The following is a 23,269-nucleotide window of genomic DNA, read 5'->3' as shown; positions in this document are numbered from 1 at the left end:
GTTTCACTTCATTTACAACCCCACCGGCTGCCTATTTCAGCCCGCTAACCCTTGGCATATAAGGCGTTGCGGACTTGTGTATAACGAGGTGGGTTTACCTGACCGCAGGAAAAACGCAATGCTGAAGCAAAACGGTTGTTAACCGAAGCAGGGTATACACCGGAAAAACCGCTGACGTTGACGCTGCTGTATAATACCTCCGACCTGCATAAGAAAATGGCGATTGCGGCCGCGTCGCTCTGGAAGCAAAATATTGGTGTGAACGTAAAATTGGAAAATCAGGAATGTAAGACGTTTCTCAGTACACGCCATCAGGGCAATTTCGACTTGGCACGCGCCGGGTGGTGTGCGGATTATAATGAGCCGTCGTCATTTTTGAACAGCATGTTATCGGACAGTAGCTCAAATAGGTCACATTACAAAAGCGCTGCGTTTGATGCGCTTATAGCGAAATCACTGCAAGTGGCCAATGAAGAAGAACGTGCGACTGTTTATCAACAGGCTGAAACGCAATTGGACCGCGATGCGGTGACGATCCCGGTATTTTATTACGCCAATACCCGGTTGGTGAAACCCTATGTTGGTGGTCTGACGGGAAATGATCCGCTCGACAATATTCATGTGAAAGATCTTTATATTTTGCAACATTAACGCCGTCCCTTAATGTGCATCGCTTCTCTCTTGCCGAAAAAATGATCGGTAGAGAGAAGGCGAGCACAGACACAGGTGCAATGCCTTTATAGGTAGAACCATGCTGAAATTTATTCTGCGTCTCTGTCTGGAAGCGATACCGACGCTGTTTATATTGATTACGATTTCGTTCTGTATGATGCGGTTAGCATCGGGAAGTCCTTTTACCGGCGAACGTAATTTGCCCCCGGAAGTGATGGCAAATATTGAGGCCAAATACCATCTCAACGATCCGATATTGAAACAATATGGTAATTATCTGCTCCAATTGGCGCAGGGGGATTTTGGTCCGTCCTTTAAATATAAGGACTACTCGGTTAACGATCTGGTGGCGAGTGCGTTTCCTGTTTCCGCTAAACTTGGTGCGGCCGCCTTTGTGTTCGCCGTGATTCTGGGCGTGACGGCAGGCATCGTAGCGGCGTTGTACCAAAATAGCCGTTGGGACTACACCATTATGGGATTTGCCATGACCGGTGTAGTGATCCCCAGTTTTGTGGTCGCGCCACTCTTGGTGCTGGTGTTCTCCATCACGCTGCGCTGGCTGCCCGCCAGGGGATGGAACGGTGGGACAGGTAAATATGTGTTACTGCCGATGGTGGTGCTTTCACTCTCTTACATTGCCAGTATCGCACGTATCACGCGCGGTGCGATGATTGAAGTGCTGCACGCCAATTTTATCCGTACCGCGCGCGCCAAAGGGCTGCCGATGCGCCACATCATTTTGCGCCATGCGCTGAAACCGGCCTTGCTGCCGGTGCTCTCCTACATGGGGCCAGCGTTTGTCGGTATTATCACTGGTTCAATGGTGATTGAGACCATTTTCGGTTTGCCAGGCATCGGACAACTGTTTGTTAACGGTGCATTGAACCGGGACTATTCTCTGGTGCTTAGCCTAACCATACTGGTGGGCAGTTTGACAATCCTGTTTAATGCAATCATCGATGTGTTGTATGCCGTCATCGATCCCAAAATTCGTTATTGAGTGAGGTGAGGATGTTCAGAAAGCAAAATCATCACACGCTGATGAAGATGGGGCAATCATTGGAAATCAAGGGACGTAGTCTATGGCAGGATGCCGGGCGGCGGTTTATGCATCACCGCGCTGCCGTGGCGAGTCTGATGGTACTGGGGAGTATTACGCTGTTTGTTACGTTGGCTCCGTTGTTGTCTCCCTTCAATTTTGCCGATACCGATTTCGCCCTGATGTCTCAGGCACCGGATTTGGCGTCAAAGCACTATTTTGGTATCGACTCTAACGGCCGCGATCTGCTGGTGCGCGTTGCCATCGGCGGGAAAATTTCATTACTGGTGGGCATTGCTGCCGCGCTGATTGCCGTGCTGGTGGGCACCTTGTACGGGGCCATTTCTGGCTACGCGTGTGGCAAAGTGGATTCTGTCATGATGCGCTGGCTGGAGATCCTGAATTCATTTCCGTTTATGTTTTTCGTCATCCTGCTGGTGACTTTTTTTGGACAGCAGCTACTGCTGATCTTCATTGCGATTGGCATGGTGTCATGGCTCGATATGGCGCGGATTGTGCGCGGACAGACGCTTAGCCTCAAACGTAAAGAGTTTATTGAAGCGGCGGTGGTGTGTGGTGTGTCTACCACGGGCATTGTGTTGCGCCATATCGTGCCGAATGTGCTGGGTGTTGTTGTGTACGCGTCACTGCTGGTTCCCAGTATGATCCTGTTCGAATCGTTTTTAAGTTTTCTTGGGCTGGGCGTGCAAGAGCCGCTCAGCAGTTGGGGCTCGCTGCTCAATGACGGGGCGAACTCAATGGAAGTGTCGCCTTGGCTGCTGCTGTTCCCGGCTGCGTTTTTGGGTGTCACCCTGTTTTGTTTTAATTTTATCGGCGATGGCTTACGGGATGCCTTGGACCCGAAGGATCGTTGAGGAGCTGCTATGATTGCGAAACATGCAGAACAGAAAGGGAATAACCTGCGCGCGCTGCACCCGTTACTCAGCGTCACGGATCTCAGCGTGCGGTTTGCTACCGAGGAAGGGGATGTCACTGCGGTGAACGCGCTGACGTTTACTGTGGAACAGGGTGAAACGCTGGGCATTGTCGGAGAATCCGACTCGGGAAAATCGCAGACCGCGTTTGCGCTGATGGGGTTGCTGGCGGCAAATGGACAGGCCAGCGGTTCGGCCCGCTTCATGGGGCATGAAATTCTCAATCTGCCAGAAAAATCGCTGAACAAGCTGCGGGCGAAAGAGATCGCCATGATTTTTCAGGATCCGATGACCTCGCTTAATCCCTATATGCGCGTTGGGGAGCAGTTGATGGAAGTCCTGATGTTTCATCAAGGGTGCAGTCGTAGCGAGGCGTTTGACGGTGCGGTGAATATGCTGGATGCGGTGCGAATGCCAGAGGCACGCCAGCGCATGAAAATGTATCCCCATGAGTTTTCGGGGGGGATGAGTCAGCGTGTCATGATTGCCATGGCGCTGCTGTGTCAGCCCAAACTGCTGATCGCCGATGAGCCGACTACGGCGCTGGATGTCACCGTACAGGCGCAAATGATGACATTGCTTGCGGATTTAAAACGGGAATTTAACACCTCCATCATCATGATTACCCACAATTTAGGCGTGGTAGCAGGCATTTGTGACAAGGTGTTGGTGATGTATGCGGGTCGCACTATGGAATATGGCAGCGCGCGCGATGTCTTTTATCGTCCCTCTCACCCTTATTCGGTAGGGTTGCTTAATTCAGTGCCCCGTCTGGATGTCAGTGACGAGACGCTGGCCACAATCCCCGGTAATCCGCCCAATCTGTTGCATTTACCGCAGGGATGTCCATTCTTTCCCCGGTGTCCCTACGCCATGGAACGCTGTCAGGAGGTGTGTAGTGGTCAACTAATATTGGCCACCGCATTAGACTGTATGTAGAACAGTCGCTCAGATTCGTTTGGAGTTAAGCCGCCGTTATACCAGTGAGGCCGGATAGCGCTGTAATACCCCGTGATGTAGCGGATAATCGCGTCCTGGGCTTCGCTGAAGCTGTTGTAACCCTTTGTCGGCACCCATTCTGTCTTCAGGCTGCGGAAGAACCGCTCCATTGGCGCATTATCCCAGCAGTTACCCCGCCGACTCATACTCTGCTTTATCCGGCAGCGCCACAGGGCTTGCCGGTATTGACGGCTGGTATAGTGGCTGCCCTGGTCGCTGTGGAACATGACTCCTGTTGGTTGTCCCCGGAGTTCCCAGGCCATCTGCAACGCTTTAACTGTCAGCGCCGAGTCCGGCGACGTCGACATGGCCCAGCCCACCGGTTTGCGGGCGAACAGGTCTAGCACATATCGTTATACACATCTTTCTAACGCACTGTTTAATCAATGAGTTACGGGTTTATCTCAGAGTGGCATTTTGAACCTCAAAAAGCCAATGGGATGGCTTGAATGCCTTAATTCACGGGGTTCTGAGCATCCTGTTCAAAAAATGGCCAAAAGATGTGTATAACGATATGGGTCTAGCACCACCGCAAGGTAAGCCTAGCATTTGCCCGTCCAGATGTAGGTCACATCGCCGCACCAGACCTGATCCGGCGCGGTAACCGCGAACTGGCGGTTGAGATAGTTCGGTATTTCAACGTGTTCATTGCCGCCGCGTTTGTATTTGTGAGCCGGTCGCTGGCAGCTAGCGATACCCAGCTCCTTCATCAGCTTGCCAGCCAGCCAGCGCCCCATTTTGACACCAGAGCTGCCGGTGACGATGGTCGCGATACTTCGAGCGCCGGCAGAGCCGCCGCTGGCGTTCCAGGCTTCCATGACGCGACTACACTTAACCACGCGCTCACCGTCGGGTTCATTAGCGGAAGCCTGCCAGTGCCTGTAGCTGCTGCGATGTACCTCAAAAGTTTGGCACAACGCCGTGACCGGGTATCGCGCCCTCAGCCTGTCGACTACCGTGAACCGTTGAGTGAGTCCGACATTAAGAGCGCCGTAGCCTTTTTTAGGATTTCGTTCTCCATTTCAAGGCATTGGACTTTTTTCTTCATCTCACGCAGCTCGAGCTGTTCAGGGGTAAGAGGAAGTCCCGTTGGCGTTTTTCCCTGTCGTTCAAGGCGAAGCTTATTGACCCAGCGACTAATGGCAGAATGGCTGACATTAACCGCCTCTGCGGCCTTAACGTATGTGTAGCCGTGGTCGACAACCAGCTTTGCGGCTTCGAGCTTAAATTCCGCCGTAAAATGTTTACCCATGAGGTCACCTGTCGTGTTGATGAGGTGAGCATATCACCTCCGATCAGGTGGCCAGTATCAGTGTGCCACTACAATCCGCTACAAGGCTGACCATAAAAAAGGCCTGCATATCAGCAGGCCGTTACGAAGAGGGGTTACTCACGCCACAAGATATGGCACATCTTGTTGTCTTTTTCACGGCAAATCAAAATACGCGCAAACACGTCGTTGATCGGGTCGCCATCTTTTTCCGCCAAACCAATCACCACTTCTGCAAAAAAGTCGGGATTCAAATCGACATCGACATGCTCTTGCCAGTCCTCGGCGGGATCAAATAATTCTGCACCACCGCGCTCCTCAAATTGAAGATTGAACAGGATAATATCCGCCGGGTCGAGGTTGTCAGACGCCAGTTCAAGAAAGATATCGTAAGCTTGCTCGAGCGTTTCATCTTCCGTAAGACGGTTGTTCAGGTCCATAAGGCATTTCCATAGATTCAGTAATGGCACTATTAGAACATGACGGCTCGTCTATTGACAGCGCAACGCACGGCGATTGTCGGGAACCAGAGCATCACAAAAATGGGCTGAAAAAGTAAAACAGGCGCTCGACAATACGCTGCCAGTAAGGACGCTGTTGCCATTTGCTTTCATCCATCAGTCGTGAGCGAGCGATGTAATCTTCCTGTACGCAGGCCAGATCGCTGCCGAAACCGTCATCGTCGATCACCAGCGTGATTTCAAAATTGAGCCACAGGCTGCGCATGTCCAGGTTGACGGTGCCTACCAGACTGAGTTGCCCGTCGACTAACACGCTTTTGGTGTGCAGTAATCCATCTTGAAACTGATAGATTTTTACCCCAGCGGCAAATAATTCATTGAAAAACGCACGGCTGGCCCAACCGACCAAGACGGAGTCATTTTTGTGCGGCAGGATAATGCTGACATCGACGCCGCGCTGTGCCGCCGTGCAGATAGCGTGCAGCAGATCGTCACTGGGGACGAAGTAGGGCGTGGTCATGATCAACTGGTGTCGTGCGGAGTAGACGGCCGTCAGCAACGCTTGGTGGATCATGTCTTCGGGGTAACCCGGACCTGATGCAATCACCTGCACGGTATGCCCACGTTCCTGTTCGAACGGCATCAGACCGACATCTGGCGGCGGCAACAACAGGCGTTGACCCGTTTCCATTTCCCAGTCGCAGCAATAGATAATGCCCATGGTGGTGGTGATCGGACCTTCAATACGCGCCATCAAATCGACCCACTGGCCGACGCCTGCATCCTGTTTGAAAAAGCGTGGATCGACCATGTTCATGCTGCCGGTATAGGCAATCCGATTATCAATCAGGACCACTTTGCGGTGCTGTCGCAAATCCATGCGACGCAGAAAAGCACGGAACAGGTTTACCTTGAGGGCTTCCACTACCTCTATCCCAGCCTCGCGCATCTGTGAGGGATAGGTGCTGTGAAAGAAATCGACGCTGCCCGCAGAATCGAGCAAAATTCGACAGGTTACACCGCGCTGAGCCGCTTTCTTTAAGGCCGCAGTGACCTGTTCAACCAGTCCGCCGGGTTGCCAGATGTAAAACACCATCTCGATGTCGCTGCGTGCCAGATCAATGTCACGCACCAGCCCCTTGATGGTATCTTCAAAAGTGGTCAGCAACTGCAACTGGTATCCCTTGATACCACCGATCCCCTGACGACGTTCGCACAGTTGGAACAGTGAGCGCGCCACCTCACTGTTTTCAGTGGCGAAGATCTGCCGATACTCAGCCAACTCCCGCAGCCATTTAGCCGTTGATGGCCACATGCGGCTGGCTCGTTCGGCGCGTCGCTTACCCAGATGCAGCTCGCCAAACGAAAGGTAGGCGATGATACCGACCAGCGGCAGAATATAGATGACCAGCAACCAGGCCATTGCAGAAGGAACCGCACGGCGCTTCATCAAGACACGAAGCGTAACGCCAGCGATCAGCAGCCAGTAACCCAGAACCAGTAGCCAACTCAACAGAGTGTAAAAAGTCGTCATAGCAGCGCACAGATCCCTTTGGCACACGATTGACATAAAGTGTACGCATAGTTTGCCAAAAGAGGAAATTCCTTTCGTCTGAATAGAATAGGAAGAAATTGCCGGTACAGACACAGCAAAAAGAGCACGACGCTTGGATTGACCTGAGAACGCGCTATACTACCACGCCGCACCCCCTCCCGTTTTCGATAAAGAGTGTTGTCATGAGACGCAGCAGAAATGAAGTGATCCGGTGGCGCATGTTACGCCAGGTTCAGCGGCGCAGAGGCCGTTGGTTGGAAGCCAAGTCACGCACTTATCGGCATATTCAGCCCGTTATCTGCAACAGAAACATCAGCGTCGTGCTCTGCTGTATGCGGTGGCCTACGAGTGGTAGTTGTCTAAACGGACGTGTAAGCAATCTGAACGGCCACGCATTGTGGCCGTTATTGTTTAGTGTTGTCCGTGTGCTGCTAGCGCGCGATACCCAATAGTGCGGATGATGCGGGTTGCTCCGTATCCAGCGCGTTTGACGTTGGCAGGGTGAAGAGGGTGATGGATGAGCGCAACTGTTCGGTCTGTGCCAGTAATGTAGTGGCACACTGATACTGGCCACCTGATCGGAGGTGATATGCTCACCTCATCAACACGACAGGTGACCTCATGGGTAAACATTTTACGGCGGAATTTAAGCTCGAAGCCGCAAAGCTGGTTGTCGACCACGGCTACACATACGTTAAGGCCGCAGAGGCGGTTAATGTCAGCCATTCTGCCATTAGTCGCTGGGTCAATAAGCTTCGCCTTGAACGACAGGGAAAAACGCCAACGGGACTTCCTCTTACCCCTGAACAGCTCGAGCTGCGTGAGATGAAGAAAAAAGTCCAATGCCTTGAAATGGAGAACGAAATCCTAAAAAAGGCTACGGCGCTCTTAATGTCGGACTCACTCAACGGTTCACGGTAGTCGACAGGCTGAGGGCACGATACCCGGTCACGGCGTTGTGCCAAACTTTTGAGGTACATCGCAGCAGCTACAGGCACTGGCAGGCTTCCGCTAATGAACCCGACGGTGAGCGCGTGGTTAAGTGTAGTCGCGTCATGGAAGCCTGGAACGCCAGCGGCGGCTCTGCCGGCGCTCGAAGTATCGCGACCATCGTCACCGGCAGCTCTGGTGTCAAAATGGGGCTCTGGCTGGCTGGCAAGCTGATGAAGGAGCTGGGTATCGCTAGCTGCCAGCGACCGGCTCACAAATACAAACGCGGCGGCAATGAACACGTTGAAATACCGAACTATCTCAACCGCCAGTTCGCGGTTACCGCGCCGGATCAGGTCTGGTGCGGCGATGTGACCTACATCTGGACGGGCAAATGCTGGGCTTACCTTGCGGTGGTGCTAGACCTGTTCGCCCGCAAACCGGTGGGCTGGGCCATGTCGACGTCGCCGGACTCGGCGCTGACAGTTAAAGCGTTGCAGATGGCCTGGGAACTCCGGGGACAACCAACAGGAGTCATGTTCCACAGCGACCAGGGCAGCCACTATACCAGCCGTCAATACCGGCAAGCCCTGTGGCGCTGCCGGATAAAGCAGAGTATGAGTCGGCGGGGTAACTGCTGGGATAATGCGCCAATGGAGCGGTTCTTCCGCAGCCTGAAGACAGAATGGGTGCCGACAAAGGGTTACAACAGCTTCAGCGAAGCCCAGGACGCGATTATCCGCTACATCACGGGGTATTACAGCGCTATCCGGCCTCACTGGTATAACGGCGGCTTAACTCCAAACGAATCTGAGCGACTGTTCTACATACAGTCTAATGCGGTGGCCAATATTAGTTGACCACTACATAACGCGTTAAACGTATCAGCACTGGCTTCTACCTGACTGACATTCTGTTTAACCGTGTCGTTCAGGGTTTGAATGCGCTCGGTTACCGCCTGAATATGCTGGGTTTGCTGCGCAGAAATGTCGGCGATTTCATTGAGGAACGTGCCAGTGCCCTGTGCGGAACGGATAATGTTTTGCAGGCTGTCGCTCAATTTTTTGACCAATTTGGCACCGGTCGCGACGCTGTTGTCTGAGTCGCGAATCAGCACATTAATGTGCTGCGCTGACTGACTACTCTGCGCTGCCAATGTGCCGACCTCGCGGGCAACCACCGCAAAACCGCGTCCCAGTTCACCCGCTCGCGCTGCCTCAATGGCGGCATTCAATGAGAGAATGTGTGTTTGAAACGCCACGTTTTAGATCATCCCGATGGCATCCGTCATCTCTTTGGTGCGTCCGGTGATGTCGGACATTGCGGCATGCACGTCATTCATCATCAACTCACCGTGAGCGGCCATGGTACTGGTTTTCAGAGCATGCTGGCTTGCCTGCTCGGTATGCTGGGTGTGCTGCGCCAGTTGCTCATTCAACTGAAGAATGTTGTCAGTGGTCGCTTTTAGCGCAGTGGCTTGCAGACTGGCCTGTGAAAACAGCGTCTGATTATCCACAGCGACGCGGTCAACGTGCTGCGTCATGCCTTCAATACCGTGGCGAACCTGGCTAACGAGGTCGGTCAACCCGGTTTGCATTTGCGCCATGCTACGGTTTAACACGGCGATCTCGCGAGTACAGCCGCTGTTCTCATTAAGCTGCTGTGAGAGATCGCCGGATGCAATGCGCCCAAGGTGATAAATAATGCGATTGAGGGGGCGAATGATGATCCGATTCACGATACCCCACACGCCAAACGACACGGCTAACAGCAGTCCGAGTACAATCATGAAGATGGTGTGGGTGCGGTCGAGGGAAACCAGAAATTGTTCCCCGTGCTGCTTCTGTCGTGCGGTATTATTCGCCAGATAGTGTCCGTATTTCTGTGTGAAATCATTCTGGTAAGCCTGAATAGGCACCATAAAAAAGATATCGATCTGATTGCTCTGTTTGATACCGTCAGCCAACTCAACCAGCCCTTGATACAGTTGTTGGTAGCTACGCAGTAACGCCTGACTGTCGCTGTCATTGTCGTCAGGTTTTTCGATCTGCTGATAATAGTCCTGAGCCTGTTTGAGAGAGACTTGCGCCTCTTCCATCAGGCTATTCCAACTGCCTAATGAGCCGGTCTCCTTATCTACCATTAGATAGATAACCGCGCGGTTTAACTTATCGCTGGCGTTCATTACTGCCATACGCGCCTGATCTAAAAGTGCTTGTTGTTCACGTAATCGATCGTTGGCCGTGGTATCGCGCTGCACCTGGCTCATGGTGTTAGAAATAATCGCGATCGACATCAGTTGTAGCAGCGAAAACAAACCGATAATCAGCAATAACCCCAAAAAAATGCTGGGTCGGAATCTGCGGAGCAATGTCCCTTTTCCCTTCAGAAACGCGAATCGTGGTAGCATAAGTCCTGGCTCTCAATTAACAAGAGTCAGTACCATAGCATTGTTAAATGACTATATTATTTCAGCTTTTTCCTTCAGCTACTGATGTTTTTCAAATTAACTGAAATAAACACGCCGTTTAAATGCAGCCAGTAATACAGCAAAAATGCGTTAAATCGGGCGCTTTTGCTGCATCTTAAATGCTGTCTTAAACAAAATAACCGTTGGTAATGCAGGGTTAAAACACCTTTTTGAAGGGTTTTACGATTACGCTGTGATACACGCCTGCGGCCACGTAAGGATCGGCATCAGCCCAGTGCTGTGCGTCGGTCAGTGAGGGAAATTCGGCAATAACCGCGGAACCGGTAAATCCAGCATCACCGGGGGTTTCACTATCAACGGCGGGGAGTGGACCTGCTGTAAGCAGCCTACCTTCATCGCGCAAGGTTTGCAAGCGTGCCAAATGGGCAGGGCGTGCAGCCAGACGATTTGACAATGAACCAGGAACGTCCTTAGCAAAAATGATGTACAACATCTTGATAATCCTCAAGGGAATAGCGTGAAAACACCATCATACTCTGCCCGTGGTTTTTTTAACAAACTATCGGGTTCTTATTGAATATGATTGCTATTTGCATTTAAACTTGGGCGGCTAAGAGGACAACGAAAAATTATGCCGCAAACAACTTTATTAGGAATCCGCCGCCAATCATGGTCTTTTTTACTTTCTGTTGGCGCTCATGGTGGATTAATCGCCGTATTGTTATACGCATCGTTTAATGACGCACTTGAACTTCCTCAGACGACGAAGCCGATCAGCGTCGTGATGGTCGCACCTGCGGCGACGGAAGCGGCCCCCGCACCGCAGGCTGCACAGCCTGAGCCGGAGCCAGAACCACAGGTCGAAGCAGTGAAACAACCTGAGCCAGAGCCGGAACCTTTGCCGCAGCCTGTCGCGATCCCGTTGCTTGAGCCAAAGCCAGAACCGAAACCGAAAACGGAGCCGGTGAAGAAAAAGGTCGAGCAACCGAAGAAGACGCAAGAGAAGGCTGATGAGAAACAGCCACCCTCGCCGTTTACCTCAGAGGATGCCAGCAAAACCCGTGACAATGCGCCTGTACGTCAAGCTCCGGCACCGTCTGCCTCGGCGCAGTCGTCAGGGCCGCGCCCGTTGAGCCGCGCGCAACCGCATTATCCGGCACGCGCGTTTGCGCTGCGCGTGGAAGGCAGGGCAACGCTTCAGTTTGATGTGGATAGTGAAGGGCGAGTAGACAATATCCGCGTGCTGAACGCACAGCCGCGCAATATGTTTGAACGCGATATTCGTCAAGCAATGCGTAAATGGCGTTACGAAGCGGGAAAACCGGGTAAAGATTTGCAGGTCACCATCATCTTTAAAATTGATGGTGGCGCCGTAGTTGAATAAACTCGCCACTGCACATCAATAAAAAAAGAACCGCAAATGCGGTTCTTGAGGTTACTGACAAACTGCCAACTCCCACCGTCATTCCCTCGAAGGCGGGAATCTCTTACCTAAGAAACGCGTTTATTCTTCTGGAGATCCCCGACTTTTACCGAGGATGACGAGGGGAAAGTGGCTTTGTCATCACGATTATTTCTGGGCCGGGTCGGGGGCGGTAAAGTGGCTTTTTCCGGATGGTAATTCGCAGGGGTGACCCGCTTCATCCACTGCCACGTAGGTGAAAAGCGCCTGGGTTGAGCGATAACGTTGCCCGATGGGGGCAGTCGAGACCTTCTTCACCCACACTTCCACATTGATATCCAACGAACTGCGCCCGGTGCGCAGACAGCGGGCATAGCAGCAAACCACATCACCGACAGCGACGGGTTTGAGGAAGCTCATGCCGTCAACGCGCACAGTGACAACGCGCCCTTCGGCAATATCTTTCGCCATGATGGCACCGCCAATGTCCATTTGCGACATTAGCCAACCACCAAAGATATCGCCATTGGCATTAGTATCAGCGGGCATAGCCAGCGTGCGCAGAACCAGCTCACCGTGAGGTGCTGTTTGAGTAGTACTCATCGTCGTCTCAGGTTAACGTTTAAAGGATTACTGTTTGCTTTCGTTATTATTCTGCTCAGACGGCAGATGGCGATAGATGTAAACGCCACAGGCCAGTGTAAACAACAAGGTGAGCCCTGTCAGCCCGAATACCTTGAAGTTCATCCACAAACCTTCTGACAACCAGAACGCAACATAGATATTGAGCAGTCCGCAGGCAATGAAGAACAGCGCCCAGGCGCTATTCAGCTTACGCCAAACCGGTTGCGGCAGCGTAATCTCTTTGCCCAACATGCTCTGAATCAGCGACTTGTTGAAAAACCACTGACCGATCAGTAACGCACCGGCGAACAACGCATAAATGATTGTGACTTTCCATTTGATGAATTCGGGGTTATGGAAATAGATAGTCAGCCCGCCGAACACCGCCACCAACACCACGGTGACCAGCATGGTTTTTTCCACCTTGCGGAATTTGTACCAGCTGTAGAGGAACGCAACGAGTGTGGCAGCGATCAGCGCACCGGTTGCCCAAAAGATATCGTGCAATTTGTATACGACGAAAAAAATAACTAAAAGTAAGAAATCAAGAAGTTGCTTCATTATATCGACCTATTACAACGCGAGGTGCCAAAGATTAACTACATTCACCCGTAGGCGATCGTCTGCTGCTGATTGTCATTATCCTTGATTGCGCCATCCGCTTCCTGTTTTATCGTAAGAATTTGCAGAACATTACTTTTCTGTTAATCAAACATGCCGCCCGCAGACGGCATGTTCACGCATTATTGACGTAGCAACATATACAGACGGAAAAGATAGATCAAAAAGATGGCAGAGATCAGGTTGCTTACCCCGTTCATCAGAATTGCCATGGTGGTCGGCGATGCCAGCGGCAAACGCGCAACCAGCATCAGTAGGGCAACTTTAGCCAATAACCAAAAAAGTACGGCTGGGGCAACCAGCTTCAGATTGCTATAAGCGAGCTTTGCGCTGAGGCGGATGGAGGCGAAAACGCCTTTATTCTCAACCGCTGCGATCACCGGTGACATACTCACTGCTATGGCCAGCAACCCCCCCGGCACAATTAACAGCAGCATGCCCAGTTGCACCAAAATGGTACCCACCAGAATCAAAAAGAACAGTCGTGGCAGCAACGGAGCGGAACCACCAATCGCGCGTAGCGCACTGGTGGGTTGTCCGGCAGAAACCTGTCTTACCAGCGTCAGCACTCCGCCAGTCAGCAAGGCATTGCCGACCTGTGCTGCAAAGGTGCTGGCAGCGGAAACTTTGAGCAGCACCATCTGCTGCTCGGGCGTCATCTGTTGAATCAGGTCATGCAACCCTAACTGACCGGTGCTGGAGAGATCGCCGCTGACATTACTCAATAGCTGTAATTGTTCAGGTGCCGGTATCAATACTTGATTTAACATGACAGTAATGACCGCCGTGAGCAATGACATCAACAACAGGCCGATAAGTTGGTTACGCGTAAAATTCATAGTGTCACGGTAGAGGGTACCGGCCGTGATAGACATGAAGGCTCCTTGGCTATTCAACAGTGAAAACGACGCGTCACTGCGCCCAATGATCCACATTGTAACCTGTTACCTCAAAAGGTTACACCTTACTGCACGTCTGAAAAGGGTATTCGCTGCAAATTTATTCGGCAGGTTACAGCGGGGGCAAGCAATAGTGGGCGGGCTCTGGCTCGATTGCAGGCATCATTTTCCTCCCCGTTCTCTCCGGAGCGTAAAAACTCACGGCATGGAGAGGGACGCTGTGAATAGATGTTGCAACTGACTGCCTGACCGATCTCACCTTCCAGCGCAGCACAACGACATTGAGCCTTGCTGTTGGTGCCCTGCATACAACGAATAAATGGAGTAATGGGTTCTGTCAGACCTGCCGGTGTCAGTCCGCCCCCGTCATCAGCTTCTGCCCAGTAAAATGAAACGCGAAAAAAACCGCAGCAGGCACCGCATCGCAGGCAACTGTCGAGGTTATCACCGCTATTCGATTCCTGGTTCGGCGTCCCCATGGTTTACCTCTTCCACTACGTCATCAACGGTGCCGGGTAGACACTCACTATAGCGCCACTGATTGATCGCCGTGAAGGTGCAGAATTAACCTGCGCACTAAATTCGTGCTGAATTGAAAATTGATGCAAATCAATTTTAGGTTTTTTAATTGGTTAGCGCATCTTGATGTGTTTAGGATTTCGCTTTTTTAGCACAAAAGTTGTGATCTGGCTTAAAACAAGAATACCTACTTAGAGGTATTCTTCGCTCGACTTTAAACCATATAAAGAGAGTGGGTAATAATGAAAAAAACGTCTTTGGCTCTATTCGTCGCAACGTTGCTGCCTGTCTTCGCTCAGGCGCATCAAGCTGGTGATTTTATTGTGTGTGCAGGAACGGCTACCGTGCGCCCGAATGCGGGTGGTGATACGGTGCTTAACGTCAGCTCTTTCAAAGTCGATAACGATACGCAGTTGGGGCTGACGTTCAGCTACATGGTCACCGACAACATTGGCATGGAGTTGCTGGCTGCAATCCCGTTTACGCACAATGTTGGGTTGCAAGGCATCGGTAATATCGCACAGGTCAGCCATCTGCCGCCCTCATTGATGGCGCAGTATTATTTCCGGGATGCAAAAGACAAACTGCGTCCTTATCTTGGTGTCGGTATCAACTACACCATGTTCTTTGATGAGAAATTCAACGATCGCGGCAAGAATCTGGGATTGGGATTGAGCGATCTTAGCGTGAAAAATTCCTGGGGTGTGGCGGCACAGGCTGGGTTGGATTATAACCTGGATAATAACTGGCTGATTAATGCTTCAGTCTGGTGGATGAATATTGATACCGATGTGCGTTTTAATTCTTCATTGGGCCCACAATCGATCAGAACCCGTCTCGATCCCTTTACCTTTATGTTTGGTGTTGGCTATCGCTTTTAATGGTAATGACTCCAATTAGTAGAACATGTGTTTTTCGATGAAGGCTCCGATGACTTTTTCGTGGATCTCGACGGAGCGCGAGAAGCAAATCGTTTTACGCGCCAGTCGTTTAATGCGGGTACGGAGCGTCAGGTTATTGCGCTCTATGCGTTGCGTGAAGATCTTGCCAGTCAGATGTTTCTGCTTCGGAACCTCTCTTGCATAGCTGCCCCAGTTGTCACTGGTAATCATGCCGATGTTGAACGGTGTCAACAGAACCAGCAATTCACGGCAGGTCTCATCGGTTCGGGGGCAAAAGTGTAGGCCAGAACACCGCCCGTTTTGGTATTGTAAGCGTACCAGAGCCAGTGCTGTAGCGCCTTACTGCCAACGAAGCTCCATTGCTCATCAAGTTCACAGATAAGGGCGACGTCGGCGTGAGCAACGGGAGAAGACGTTATCCTGCGGGGCGAGAGCTTTTTAAAGCCCGGATGACCGTATTGATGCCGATTTTCAACGTTCTGGCGGTATCGCGAACACCGGCACCGTTGAAGGCCATATCAACGATCTGCTCTTTGACTCCCGGCTTTCGCGCTTCATAGCGGTAGGTAAGCTGGAATACACGGCGACAGCAGTGACACCGGAAGCGTTCGCGCTTAGTTGGACTAAGGCCATGTCGATAAACTTTATCTGAATGGCAGCGAGGGCAATGAACAAAAACAGTAACCACGTGGAAACCTCAAATAGCGGCAGAATATCACAAAAGCCAACTATTTGAAGGCATTACCCAAAAAATAATCATAAACAGGGTATTGTCAGTGCAAAAAAATATTTTTTCCACTGCCATATGCGGGAACAGATTCGATAAACGGTGGGGTTTTCGGGATAACGCAGTGAAAAATGCTGTCCCCGCCAGAAAGGAACCTGACGGGGAAGGGAAAAAAGCCTGAATTAGCCGCGTGTGGCGGCTTTCATACGGCTGACAAAATCATGCAGTTTTGCCAGCATCACTTCTGGCTGATGACGATGCTGCTCGATGATACGTACGATGGCTGAGCCTGAAATAGCACCTGCGGCACCGGAAGCGATAGCCTCTTTTACCTGTGACGGTTCGGAAATACCAAAGCCTTGCAGGGCAGGGGCAGCGTGATATTCCGTCAGTGTGGCTATCAGGTGGTGTAACGGTAGCTCAGCGCGCTTCTCCGCGCCCGTCACGCCCGCACGTGACAATAGATAAGTATAACCACGGCCATGAGAGGCAATCTCTCTGAGCAAGGCGTCATTGGCGTTAGGCGGGCAGATAAAGATGGGTGCAACGTTGTGTCGCAACGCGGCCGCGCGGAAGGGCGCAGATTCTTCAATCGGCACGTCGGCGATCAACACAGAATCAACCCCTGCATCGGCACAGCGCTGGTAAAAGGCATCGATACCATTGCTGAAGACCAGATTGGCGTACATCAACAGGCCAATAGGCATTGTGGGGTGCTTCTGGCGGATGGCCGCCAGCATCTCAAAGCAGTGGCCTGGAGTCACTCCCGCCTCGAAGGCGCGCAATGTCGCGGCTTGAATCGTGGGACCGTCCGCCAGATGATCGGAAAACGGGATGCCTAATTCTAGGGCATCGGCACCGGCATCAATCAGTGTGTCGATAATCTGCAATGAGAGTGCCGGGGTCGGATCGCCCAAGGTGACGAAGGGAACAAAGGCACCTTCCTGCTTTTCCGCCAACTGCGCAAATCGTTGTTGATAACGCTCCATCAGATCTCCCCCCGACCTTTCAAAATATCGTGCACTGTAAATATGTCTTTATCGCCACGGCCAGAGAGGTTAACCACCAGCAGTTGCTCTTTCCCAGGCTCCTGATGAATCATCTTCAAGGCATGTGCCAACGCGTGGGAAGATTCCAGCGCTGGAATGATCCCTTCATGGCGGGACAATTCCTGAAACGCGTCGAGTGCTTCATCATCGGTAATAGAGACGTAGTCGGAGCGCCCGATGCTGTTCAGGTGGGCGTGCTGGGGGCCCACTGACGGGAAATCCAGTCCGGCAGAAATGGAGTAGGACTCCTCGATTTGGCCGTCGGACGTTTGCATCATGGGCGATTTCATCCCAAAGTAGATCCCGACGCGACCATGTTTTAGGGGGGCGCCATGTTGCCCGCTTTCAATACCCAGCCCCGCTGGTTCAACGCCAATCAAACGCACCGGGGTTTCTTCGATAAAATCTGCAAACATGCCGATGGCGTTGGAGCCGCCACCGACGCAGGCGATAACAGCATCAGGTAGACGCCCTTCGTGCTCCAGAATCTGCGCTTTGGTTTCTTCGCCAATCATGCGCTGAAATTCACGCACAATCGTCGGGAACGGGTGCGGGCCGGCTGCGGTGCCTAAAAGGTAGTGCGCCTTGTCATAACTGCCGGACCAGTCGCGCAACGCCTCATTACAGGCATCTTTCAGCGTGGAAGAGCCGCTGTGCACCGGCACCCATCAGACGCATACGGAACACGTTGGGTGACTGACGTTCAACGTCTTTAGCCCCCATATAGATGCGACATTTCAGGTTGAGCAGGGCACATGCCAGCGCGGTTGCTACACCATGTTGTCCTGCGCCGGTTTCAGAGATGATCTCGGTTTTCCCCATGCGCTTGGCTAACAGCGCCTGACCCAGCACCTGGTTGGTTTTATGTGCACCGCCGTGCAACAGATCTTCCCGTTTAAGATACAGCGTGGCGCGAGTGCCCTGGGTCAGGTTACGGCAACGGGTGAGCGCCGTTGGGCGACCGGCATAGTTTTTCAGTAAATCGGTAAAGGTGGCCTGAAATTCAGGATCTTTTTGTGCGTCAACAAAGGCTTGTTCCAATTGTTGTAGCGCGGGGATCAGTATCTGCGGCACATATTGTCCGCCGAATTCACCAAAGTAAGGATTAAGTAACGTCATAATTTTCCTGTCTGTCCTGTCAGTGCTAATCGAGAAATAAAAGCGTGTCGCGCCGTACTGCCGGGCGATTATTGCGGATAGAGTGGGGCAAAAGCGGCATGTATTTTCACCGCGTCTTTGATCCCGGGTTCGCTTTCGACACCTGAATTAACGTCCAGTCCGGCGCAACCAAACTGTGCGGCTTTAGCGCTATTGAACACATTCACGCCCCCCGCCAGGAGCACGTTACTCAGATCGGCTTCATGCTATAAATTCCAGTCAAAACGCTCCCCGCTGCCACCTTGTCCGTTATCGAACAAGTAGCGATTCACACCGGCAAAATCGCGTTTGGGCAGTTTTTTTCAACGCTGAGCGCTTTCCAAATCTGGCAGGTACCGGGCAGCAACGCACGCAGCTCATCGATGGCGGTCTGATTTTCGTTGCCGTGCAGTTGCACGGCGAACAATCCCAGGTGTCGGGCCGTCTGTGCAATCTCAGCGGTGGGCGCGTTACGGAATACGCCAACGTAGCGCAACGGTGCACCGGACATTACTGTTGGTGCGAATTCCGGTGTCACATAACGTGGCGAGGAGGGCACGAAAATCAAGCCACCGTACACAGCACCGGCGTTGTACGCCGCCGCGGCGTCCATAGCACGCGTGAGTCCGCACACTTTATTCTCACCCAGGATTAGACGGCGCACCGCCAACGACAGATTGGGCTCTGACATCAGCGAACTGCCGACTAGAAAGCCGTTAGCGTAGGCGCTGAGCTCGCGGATTTGTGCCGCGTTATGAATCCCGGACTCACTGATAACCGTAACATTTTTAGGCAAACGCGGTGCCAGTGTGCAAGTACGAGCGAGATCGATAGACAAATCGCGCAGATCGCGATTATTGATACCGACCACGCGGGCTTTGAGCGCGATAGCCCGTTCCAGCTCAGCCTCGTTACTCACCTCTGTCAACACGCCCATTTTCAGGCTGTGTGCCACCTGGGCCAGCTCTCGGTATTCGTGATCGTCCAGTACGGAGAGCATCAGCAGAATGGCATCGGCCTGATAATGGCGCGCCAGATAAATCTGGTATTCCGAGATGATGAAATCTTTGCACAGTACCGGTTGTCTGACGACGGCGCTTATGCGCGGTAAAAAATCAAAACTTCCCTGAAAATATTTCTCATCGGTCAGCACCGAGATGGCGGAGGCGTAATCGCTGTAGACGCGAGCAATGGCCACCGGATCAAAATCTTCGCGAATCAGCCCTTTGGAAGGCGATGCTTTTTTGCATTCCAGAATAAACGCGGGCTTTTTATGTTTGAGCGCCGCATAAAAATCGCGCTGGCTAGGAACAAGATCCGCTTGAAAACTGGATAACGGCTGTGCTTGCTGACGCGCAACAATCCAACTCACTTTATCCTTTACGATTTTACCCAGTACGGTCTTGTTCAGTTCTGATTCTTGCATAGCACCTTTACCCTCTGGCTGCGAGCGCTGTCACGCGCTGATAAGCCTGCCCGCTGTGAATAACATCCAATGCCTGCTGCGCGTTCTGGCGCACATCTTCTTGTCCGAACAGACGCAACAGTAATGCAACGTTGGCGGCCACGGCATTTGCGTGCGCGTGTTCACCTTTGCCTTGTAACAGACGCGCCAGAATATCACGGTTTTCTTCGGGCAGCACGCCCTGGAGTGCAGAAAGCGGGGCGCTCTCGAGACCAAAATCACGGTGGGTCAGCTCGTAGGTTTCCACCTTCCCATCGCGCAGTTCCGCTACCTGAGTAGGGGCGTGCAACGCGACTTCATCCATACCACCCGCCGTGCACGACAGCAGCGCGTTGATAGCCGAGCACACGCAGTGTTTCGGCGATGGGCGTCACCAGATGCGGGCTGTAAACCCCAATCAGCGCAAGCGGCGGGCGCGCCGGATTAATCAGCGGGCCCAGCACGTTAAACAGCGTGCGGGTTTTCAGCAACTGACGCATTGGCATCGCGTGGCGAAATCCGGTGTGATATTGCGGTGCAAACAAAAAGCAGACACCCAGATCGTCCAGCGCCTGACGTGATTGTTCAGGTGCCATGTCCAGTTTAATGCCGAATGCAGACAGCAGATCGGAAGATCCGGAACGGCTGGAGACGCTGCGGTTACCGTGCTTGGCAACCTTCACGCCGCAACTGGCGGCAACGAATGCGCTGGCCGTTGAGATATTAATGCTGTTGGTGCCATCCCCGCCGGTGCCGACGATATCGGCAAACAGGTAATCAGGGCGTGGGAAAGGCTGCGCGTCCGCCAGTAAGGCAGCAGCAGCACCCGCGATCTCTTCCGGGTGCTCGCCGCGCACCTTCATGCTGATCAGGGCGGCGGCCAACTGTGCAGGCTCTAACTCGCCGTGCACAATCGCACTGAACAGCGCCTGACTTTCAGCGCGAGAAATGGCCTGAGCACCAAACAGTTTTTCCAGAATGGCCTGTTTTTCCAGTGTGGCATCGAACGGAGCGGCGGTCAGAATATTTACAGAAGCGTACATAATATATCCTTAAATTCGGTAATGTTTTTCGTTGTGGGTCGCGATAAGGCTTATGCCAGCGCCCACGCCAGCGTCTGCTCCAGCAGACGGGCACCGTGAGTAGTCAGGATAGATTCGGGGTGAAACTGGAAGCCGCAGACGCGATCGGCGTCGTGACGCACTGCCATAACCATGCCATTAAAATGGGCATTGACGGTTAGTTCATCCGGCACCTGACTGCCCACCAGGGAGTGGTAACGTGCCACCGGCAAGGGATTAGGCAATCCCTGGAACATCGCCTGACCATCGTGTTCAATGGCCGAGGCTTTACCGTGCAGAATTTCACCGGCTTGGCCCACGTGGCCGCCATAGGCCTCAACAATCGCCTGATGCCCCAGACAGACGCCAATAATTGGCAAGCGACCACGCAGTTGGGTTAACAGCGCAGGCATGCAACCGGCCTGTGCCGGCGTGCCTGGGCCGGGCGAGAGCATCAGAACCGGTTTTTCCAGTGTTTTCAGTCGAGCAATGATGGTGTCCACCGGCACCTGATTGCGGTAAATCACCACGTTATGGCCGCTGGCGCGCAGTTGGTCCACCAGGTTATAGGTGAAAGAATCAATGTTATCGAGCAACAGGATATTGGCCATCAGAAGATCTCCTCGGCATGGTGAGCCGTGGCAATGGCGTGAAGTACCGCGCGTGCTTTGTTTCGGGTTTCGTCCGCTTCCGCTTGCGGCTGCGAGTCGAGCACCACGCCCGCTCCGGCCTGAACGGTCGCGATACCGTCTTCAACATAGGCAGAGCGGATAACGATGCAGGTGTCCAAATCGCCGTGAGCAGTGAAATAGCCCACTGCGCCGCCGTAGCTACCGCGTCGCGTTTTTTCACTTTCGGCAATCAGTTGCATAGCGCGTACTTTTGGTGCACCGCTCAGCGTGCCCATGTTCATGCAGGCCCGGTAGGCGTGAAGTACATCCAAATCCTTACGCAACGTGCCGACAACACGGGAAACCAGATGCATCACGAAAGAGTAGCGATCCACTTTGGTCAGATCGGCCATGTAGCGGCTACCGGGTTCACAGATACGCGCCAGATCGTTACGCGCCAGATCGACCAGCATCAGGTGTTCTGCCAGCTCTTTATGGTCAGTGCGCATTTCCTGCTCGATACGGCTGTCGAGATCGCGATCCAGTGAACCATCCGCGCGACGGCCACGCGGGCGCGTACCGGCAATGGGGTAGATTTCGATCTGACGAGAATCCGCGTCGTATTTCAGCGAGCTTTCAGGCGATGCGCCAAACAAGGTGAAGTCCTGATCCTGCATAAAGAACATATAGGGGCTGGGATTGTTCTCTTTTAGCGTTTTGTACGCGGCCAGTGGCGATGGGCATGGCAGGGAGAAACGGCGTGACGGCACCACCTGAAAGATTTCACCAATGCGAATTGCTTCCTGCATTTGACGTACCACGGCACCGTATTCTTCGTCGCTCTGGTTACAACTGAGCGCCATATCCACTAACGTCTGGCGTGGCAGCGCGGGTGCTGGCTGCTGCAACTGGTGCCCTAACTGTGCCAGACGATGTTGTAAGCGTTGACGTTCGGTGCCATCAGGCGTGAACAGACTGGCCTGTAAATGTTTAACGCGCTGTTGGTGATCCAGAATCAACAAGGTTTCTGCCAGATAAAAACAGTAATCCGGGCAGCGCTGCTGTTGGCTCAGTGGCGGTAACGTTTCAAACCCGGCAACCAAATCGTAAGCAAACAGACCACCGAAGAACATGGCTTCCCGCTCATTAGCAGGGCTGGTTACCAGCGTTTTCAGCAGACGCAGTGCGTCAAACACGGACAGCGAACGCAGACGCGCATCTTCGTCTTGAAGGGTATCAACCGCAGGGAAGATTAATTCACGGCCGTTGGGGCGCACGGCGACATCAATATCTGCCGGTAACATTTGGTCAAGCAGTGGCAGTAGTGTCGCGCCATTAGCAGTCAATGCTTGAATGGAGACTTGCTGCCCCAGTGCGGTGACACGCAGTGCGCTATCAATGATCAACAGGCTTTTCAGATCCTGTTTACTATCAATTTCAGCGGATTCTAGCAGCAGCGTGGCTGGCCGGGCGCCGCACAACTGATGAAAAACCGCGCTCGGATTATCGCGATAAGCGGCTTTGATGCGCAGCAGTTCAAGCTGCGGCTTATCGGTGGATGAAGATATCGTTGCTGATGTTTGCATCGTCGCTACTCAGGTTGTCTGCTGTTTGTTTTATGTCGGTTTTACGTCATCGCACAGCAATAAGTCATAAAAAAACCCGCTAATTAAGCGGGTTTAGAGATTTTGCATGTTGTGATAACAGCTATGCGTTAATACTCCACCCGCCACAGGGAAGAGCGACACCAACCACCGGTTTTGAAGCTGCCGCGCAGGCTGCTATTTACCACTGCGAGAAAGTGCGTTGCCATTATCACATTTCCACCTATTTGCTGAATTTTCGTACTAGTTAACTAGTTCATGAGCGCATTGTCAACGGGTTAACACATTTTATTTTATCGGTATAGCACCGCAGTCGTGTGGTTCCCCTCCGGCGGTGTTTTATGGCATGATGTCCCACGTCTCAGATCCCCTGAGTA

14 protein-coding genes, 10 pseudogenes and 1 other annotated feature are annotated in these 23,269 nt (G+C 52.6%); of the genes and pseudogenes, 8 read left to right on the top strand and 16 right to left on the bottom strand.

What is annotated here, in order from left to right:
- Positions 1-105: 105 nt before the first annotated feature.
- From ACWWJF_RS22570 to oppD, 4 genes and pseudogenes are all read left to right on the top strand, one after another.
- Positions 106-651: pseudogene (locus ACWWJF_RS22570) on the top strand (ABC transporter substrate-binding protein); the annotation flags it as partial.
- 100 nt (positions 652-751) lie between these two features.
- Entirely contained in the window at positions 752-1,672 is a 921-nt protein-coding gene (gene oppB, locus ACWWJF_RS22565) for an oligopeptide ABC transporter permease OppB (protein ID WP_455870630.1), read from the top strand.
- Positions 1,673-1,683: 11 nt separating this feature from the next.
- Entirely contained in the window at positions 1,684-2,586 is a 903-nt protein-coding gene (gene oppC / locus ACWWJF_RS22560) for an oligopeptide ABC transporter permease OppC (protein WP_455870629.1), read from the top strand.
- A gap of 9 nt (positions 2,587-2,595) precedes the next feature.
- Positions 2,596-3,531 (top strand): annotated as a pseudogene (gene oppD / locus ACWWJF_RS22555) (oligopeptide ABC transporter ATP-binding protein OppD); the annotation flags it as partial.
- A 17-nt stretch (positions 3,532-3,548) separates the two neighbouring features.
- Here oppD and ACWWJF_RS22550 read toward each other — a convergent pair.
- The 4 genes and pseudogenes from ACWWJF_RS22550 to cls all read right to left on the bottom strand — a co-directional run.
- Positions 3,549-3,992, bottom strand: a pseudogene (locus ACWWJF_RS22550) (IS3 family transposase); the annotation flags it as partial.
- Positions 3,993-4,190: 198 nt separating this feature from the next.
- A pseudogene (locus ACWWJF_RS22545) lies at positions 4,191-4,897 on the bottom strand (transposase); the annotation flags it as partial.
- A gap of 134 nt (positions 4,898-5,031) precedes the next feature.
- Positions 5,032-5,355 carry an HI1450 family dsDNA-mimic protein gene (locus tag ACWWJF_RS22540; RefSeq protein ID WP_222160700.1) on the bottom strand — a complete coding sequence of 108 codons (324 nt, stop codon included), beginning with the start codon at positions 5,353-5,355 and terminating at the stop codon, positions 5,032-5,034.
- Positions 5,356-5,449: 94 nt separating this feature from the next.
- Complete coding sequence (cls, locus tag ACWWJF_RS22535; RefSeq protein ID WP_455870628.1) at positions 5,450-6,910, bottom strand: cardiolipin synthase; 1,461 nt, start codon at positions 6,908-6,910, stop codon at positions 5,450-5,452.
- A 203-nt stretch (positions 6,911-7,113) separates the two neighbouring features.
- Here cls and ACWWJF_RS22530 point away from each other — a divergent pair.
- Both ACWWJF_RS22530 and ACWWJF_RS22525 read left to right on the top strand, forming a co-directional pair.
- Positions 7,114-7,286: pseudogene (locus tag ACWWJF_RS22530) on the top strand (YciY family protein).
- A 266-nt stretch (positions 7,287-7,552) separates the two neighbouring features.
- A protein-coding gene (locus ACWWJF_RS22525) for an IS3 family transposase (protein WP_455870627.1) occupies positions 7,553-8,721 on the top strand; the annotation gives its coding sequence in 2 pieces (ribosomal slippage) (positions 7,553-7,808 and positions 7,808-8,721; 1,170 coding nt in all).
- 8 nt (positions 8,722-8,729) lie between these two features.
- Here the strand turns inward: ACWWJF_RS22525 and ACWWJF_RS22520 are convergent.
- Both ACWWJF_RS22520 and ACWWJF_RS22515 read right to left on the bottom strand, forming a co-directional pair.
- Positions 8,730-10,271: pseudogene (locus tag ACWWJF_RS22520) on the bottom strand (methyl-accepting chemotaxis protein); the annotation flags it as partial.
- A 217-nt stretch (positions 10,272-10,488) separates the two neighbouring features.
- Positions 10,489-10,785 (bottom strand): YciI family protein, encoded by a 297-nt coding sequence (locus ACWWJF_RS22515; RefSeq protein WP_455870626.1) that lies wholly within the window; start codon positions 10,783-10,785, stop codon positions 10,489-10,491.
- Positions 10,786-10,923: 138 nt separating this feature from the next.
- Here ACWWJF_RS22515 and tonB point away from each other — a divergent pair, with 138 nt between their 5' ends.
- Positions 10,924-11,676, top strand: a complete 753-nt coding sequence (gene tonB / locus ACWWJF_RS22510; RefSeq protein WP_455871218.1) for a TonB system transport protein TonB — start codon at positions 10,924-10,926, stop codon at positions 11,674-11,676.
- Positions 11,677-11,862: 186 nt separating this feature from the next.
- On the opposite strand, the gene yciA is transcribed toward tonB, so the two are convergent.
- The 4 genes from yciA to ACWWJF_RS22490 form a co-directional block, all read right to left on the bottom strand.
- Positions 11,863-12,297, bottom strand: coding sequence for an acyl-CoA thioester hydrolase YciA (gene yciA / locus ACWWJF_RS22505; protein WP_455870625.1), 435 nt, complete (start codon positions 12,295-12,297; stop codon positions 11,863-11,865).
- A gap of 27 nt (positions 12,298-12,324) precedes the next feature.
- Entirely contained in the window at positions 12,325-12,879 is a 555-nt protein-coding gene (locus tag ACWWJF_RS22500; RefSeq protein ID WP_455870624.1) for a septation protein A, read from the bottom strand.
- A 182-nt stretch (positions 12,880-13,061) separates the two neighbouring features.
- Complete coding sequence (locus ACWWJF_RS22495; protein WP_455870623.1) at positions 13,062-13,814, bottom strand: YciC family protein; 753 nt, start codon at positions 13,812-13,814, stop codon at positions 13,062-13,064.
- Positions 13,815-13,903: 89 nt separating this feature from the next.
- Positions 13,904-14,317, bottom strand: a complete 414-nt coding sequence (locus ACWWJF_RS22490) for a YkgJ family cysteine cluster protein (RefSeq protein WP_455870622.1) — start codon at positions 14,315-14,317, stop codon at positions 13,904-13,906.
- Positions 14,318-14,599: 282 nt separating this feature from the next.
- On the opposite strand from ACWWJF_RS22490, the gene ompW reads away from it, so the two are divergent.
- Positions 14,600-15,238, top strand: coding sequence for an outer membrane protein OmpW (gene ompW / locus ACWWJF_RS22485; RefSeq protein WP_455870621.1), 639 nt, complete (start codon positions 14,600-14,602; stop codon positions 15,236-15,238).
- Positions 15,239-15,253: 15 nt separating this feature from the next.
- Here the strand turns inward: ompW and ACWWJF_RS22480 are convergent.
- The 6 genes and pseudogenes from ACWWJF_RS22480 to ACWWJF_RS22455 form a co-directional block, all read right to left on the bottom strand.
- Positions 15,254-15,947, bottom strand: a pseudogene (locus ACWWJF_RS22480) (IS1 family transposase).
- A gap of 221 nt (positions 15,948-16,168) precedes the next feature.
- The gene (gene trpA, locus ACWWJF_RS22475) at positions 16,169-16,975 is read right to left on the bottom strand and encodes a tryptophan synthase subunit alpha (RefSeq protein WP_455870620.1); all 807 of its coding nucleotides are present in this window, start codon (positions 16,973-16,975) and stop codon (positions 16,169-16,171) included.
- Positions 16,975-18,154, bottom strand: a pseudogene (gene trpB / locus ACWWJF_RS22470) (tryptophan synthase subunit beta). The gene trpA and the pseudogene trpB overlap by 1 nt, the downstream one beginning before the upstream one ends.
- Positions 18,155-18,222: 68 nt before the next feature.
- A pseudogene (gene trpCF, locus ACWWJF_RS22465) lies at positions 18,223-19,598 on the bottom strand (bifunctional indole-3-glycerol-phosphate synthase TrpC/phosphoribosylanthranilate isomerase TrpF).
- 7 nt (positions 19,599-19,605) lie between these two features.
- Positions 19,606-21,288: pseudogene (gene trpD / locus ACWWJF_RS22460) on the bottom strand (bifunctional anthranilate synthase glutamate amidotransferase component TrpG/anthranilate phosphoribosyltransferase TrpD).
- Entirely contained in the window at positions 21,288-22,874 is a 1,587-nt protein-coding gene (locus tag ACWWJF_RS22455; protein WP_455870619.1) for an anthranilate synthase component 1, read from the bottom strand. The pseudogene trpD and the gene ACWWJF_RS22455 overlap by 1 nt, the downstream one beginning before the upstream one ends.
- A gap of 66 nt (positions 22,875-22,940) precedes the next feature.
- Positions 22,941-23,044: a sequence feature (Trp leader region), on the bottom strand.
- Between the last annotated feature and the right edge of the window lie 225 nt (positions 23,045-23,269).

The organism is Symbiopectobacterium sp. Eva_TO (genome assembly GCF_053848865.1).
Note: the sequence above shows the minus strand (reverse complement) of the source record. Positions and strands in the feature narration are given on the sequence as shown.

Coding starts and splice junctions, on each gene's coding strand:
- oppB (WP_455870630.1), top strand. CDS start 752: ATGCTGAAATTTATTCTGCGTCTCTGTCTGGAAGCGATACCGACGCTG.
- oppC (WP_455870629.1), top strand. CDS start 1,684: ATGTTCAGAAAGCAAAATCATCACACGCTGATGAAGATGGGGCAATCA.
- ACWWJF_RS22540 (WP_222160700.1), bottom strand. CDS start 5,355: ATGGACCTGAACAACCGTCTTACGGAAGATGAAACGCTCGAGCAAGCT.
- cls (WP_455870628.1), bottom strand. CDS start 6,910: ATGACGACTTTTTACACTCTGTTGAGTTGGCTACTGGTTCTGGGTTAC.
- ACWWJF_RS22515 (WP_455870626.1), bottom strand. CDS start 10,785: ATGTTGTACATCATTTTTGCTAAGGACGTTCCTGGTTCATTGTCAAAT.
- tonB (WP_455871218.1), top strand. CDS start 10,924: ATGCCGCAAACAACTTTATTAGGAATCCGCCGCCAATCATGGTCTTTT.
- yciA (WP_455870625.1), bottom strand. CDS start 12,297: ATGAGTACTACTCAAACAGCACCTCACGGTGAGCTGGTTCTGCGCACG.
- ACWWJF_RS22500 (WP_455870624.1), bottom strand. CDS start 12,879: ATGAAGCAACTTCTTGATTTCTTACTTTTAGTTATTTTTTTCGTCGTA.
- ACWWJF_RS22495 (WP_455870623.1), bottom strand. CDS start 13,814: ATGTCTATCACGGCCGGTACCCTCTACCGTGACACTATGAATTTTACG.
- ACWWJF_RS22490 (WP_455870622.1), bottom strand. CDS start 14,317: ATGGGGACGCCGAACCAGGAATCGAATAGCGGTGATAACCTCGACAGT.
- ompW (WP_455870621.1), top strand. CDS start 14,600: ATGAAAAAAACGTCTTTGGCTCTATTCGTCGCAACGTTGCTGCCTGTC.
- trpA (WP_455870620.1), bottom strand. CDS start 16,975: ATGGAGCGTTATCAACAACGATTTGCGCAGTTGGCGGAAAAGCAGGAA.
- ACWWJF_RS22455 (WP_455870619.1), bottom strand. CDS start 22,874: ATGCAAACATCAGCAACGATATCTTCATCCACCGATAAGCCGCAGCTT.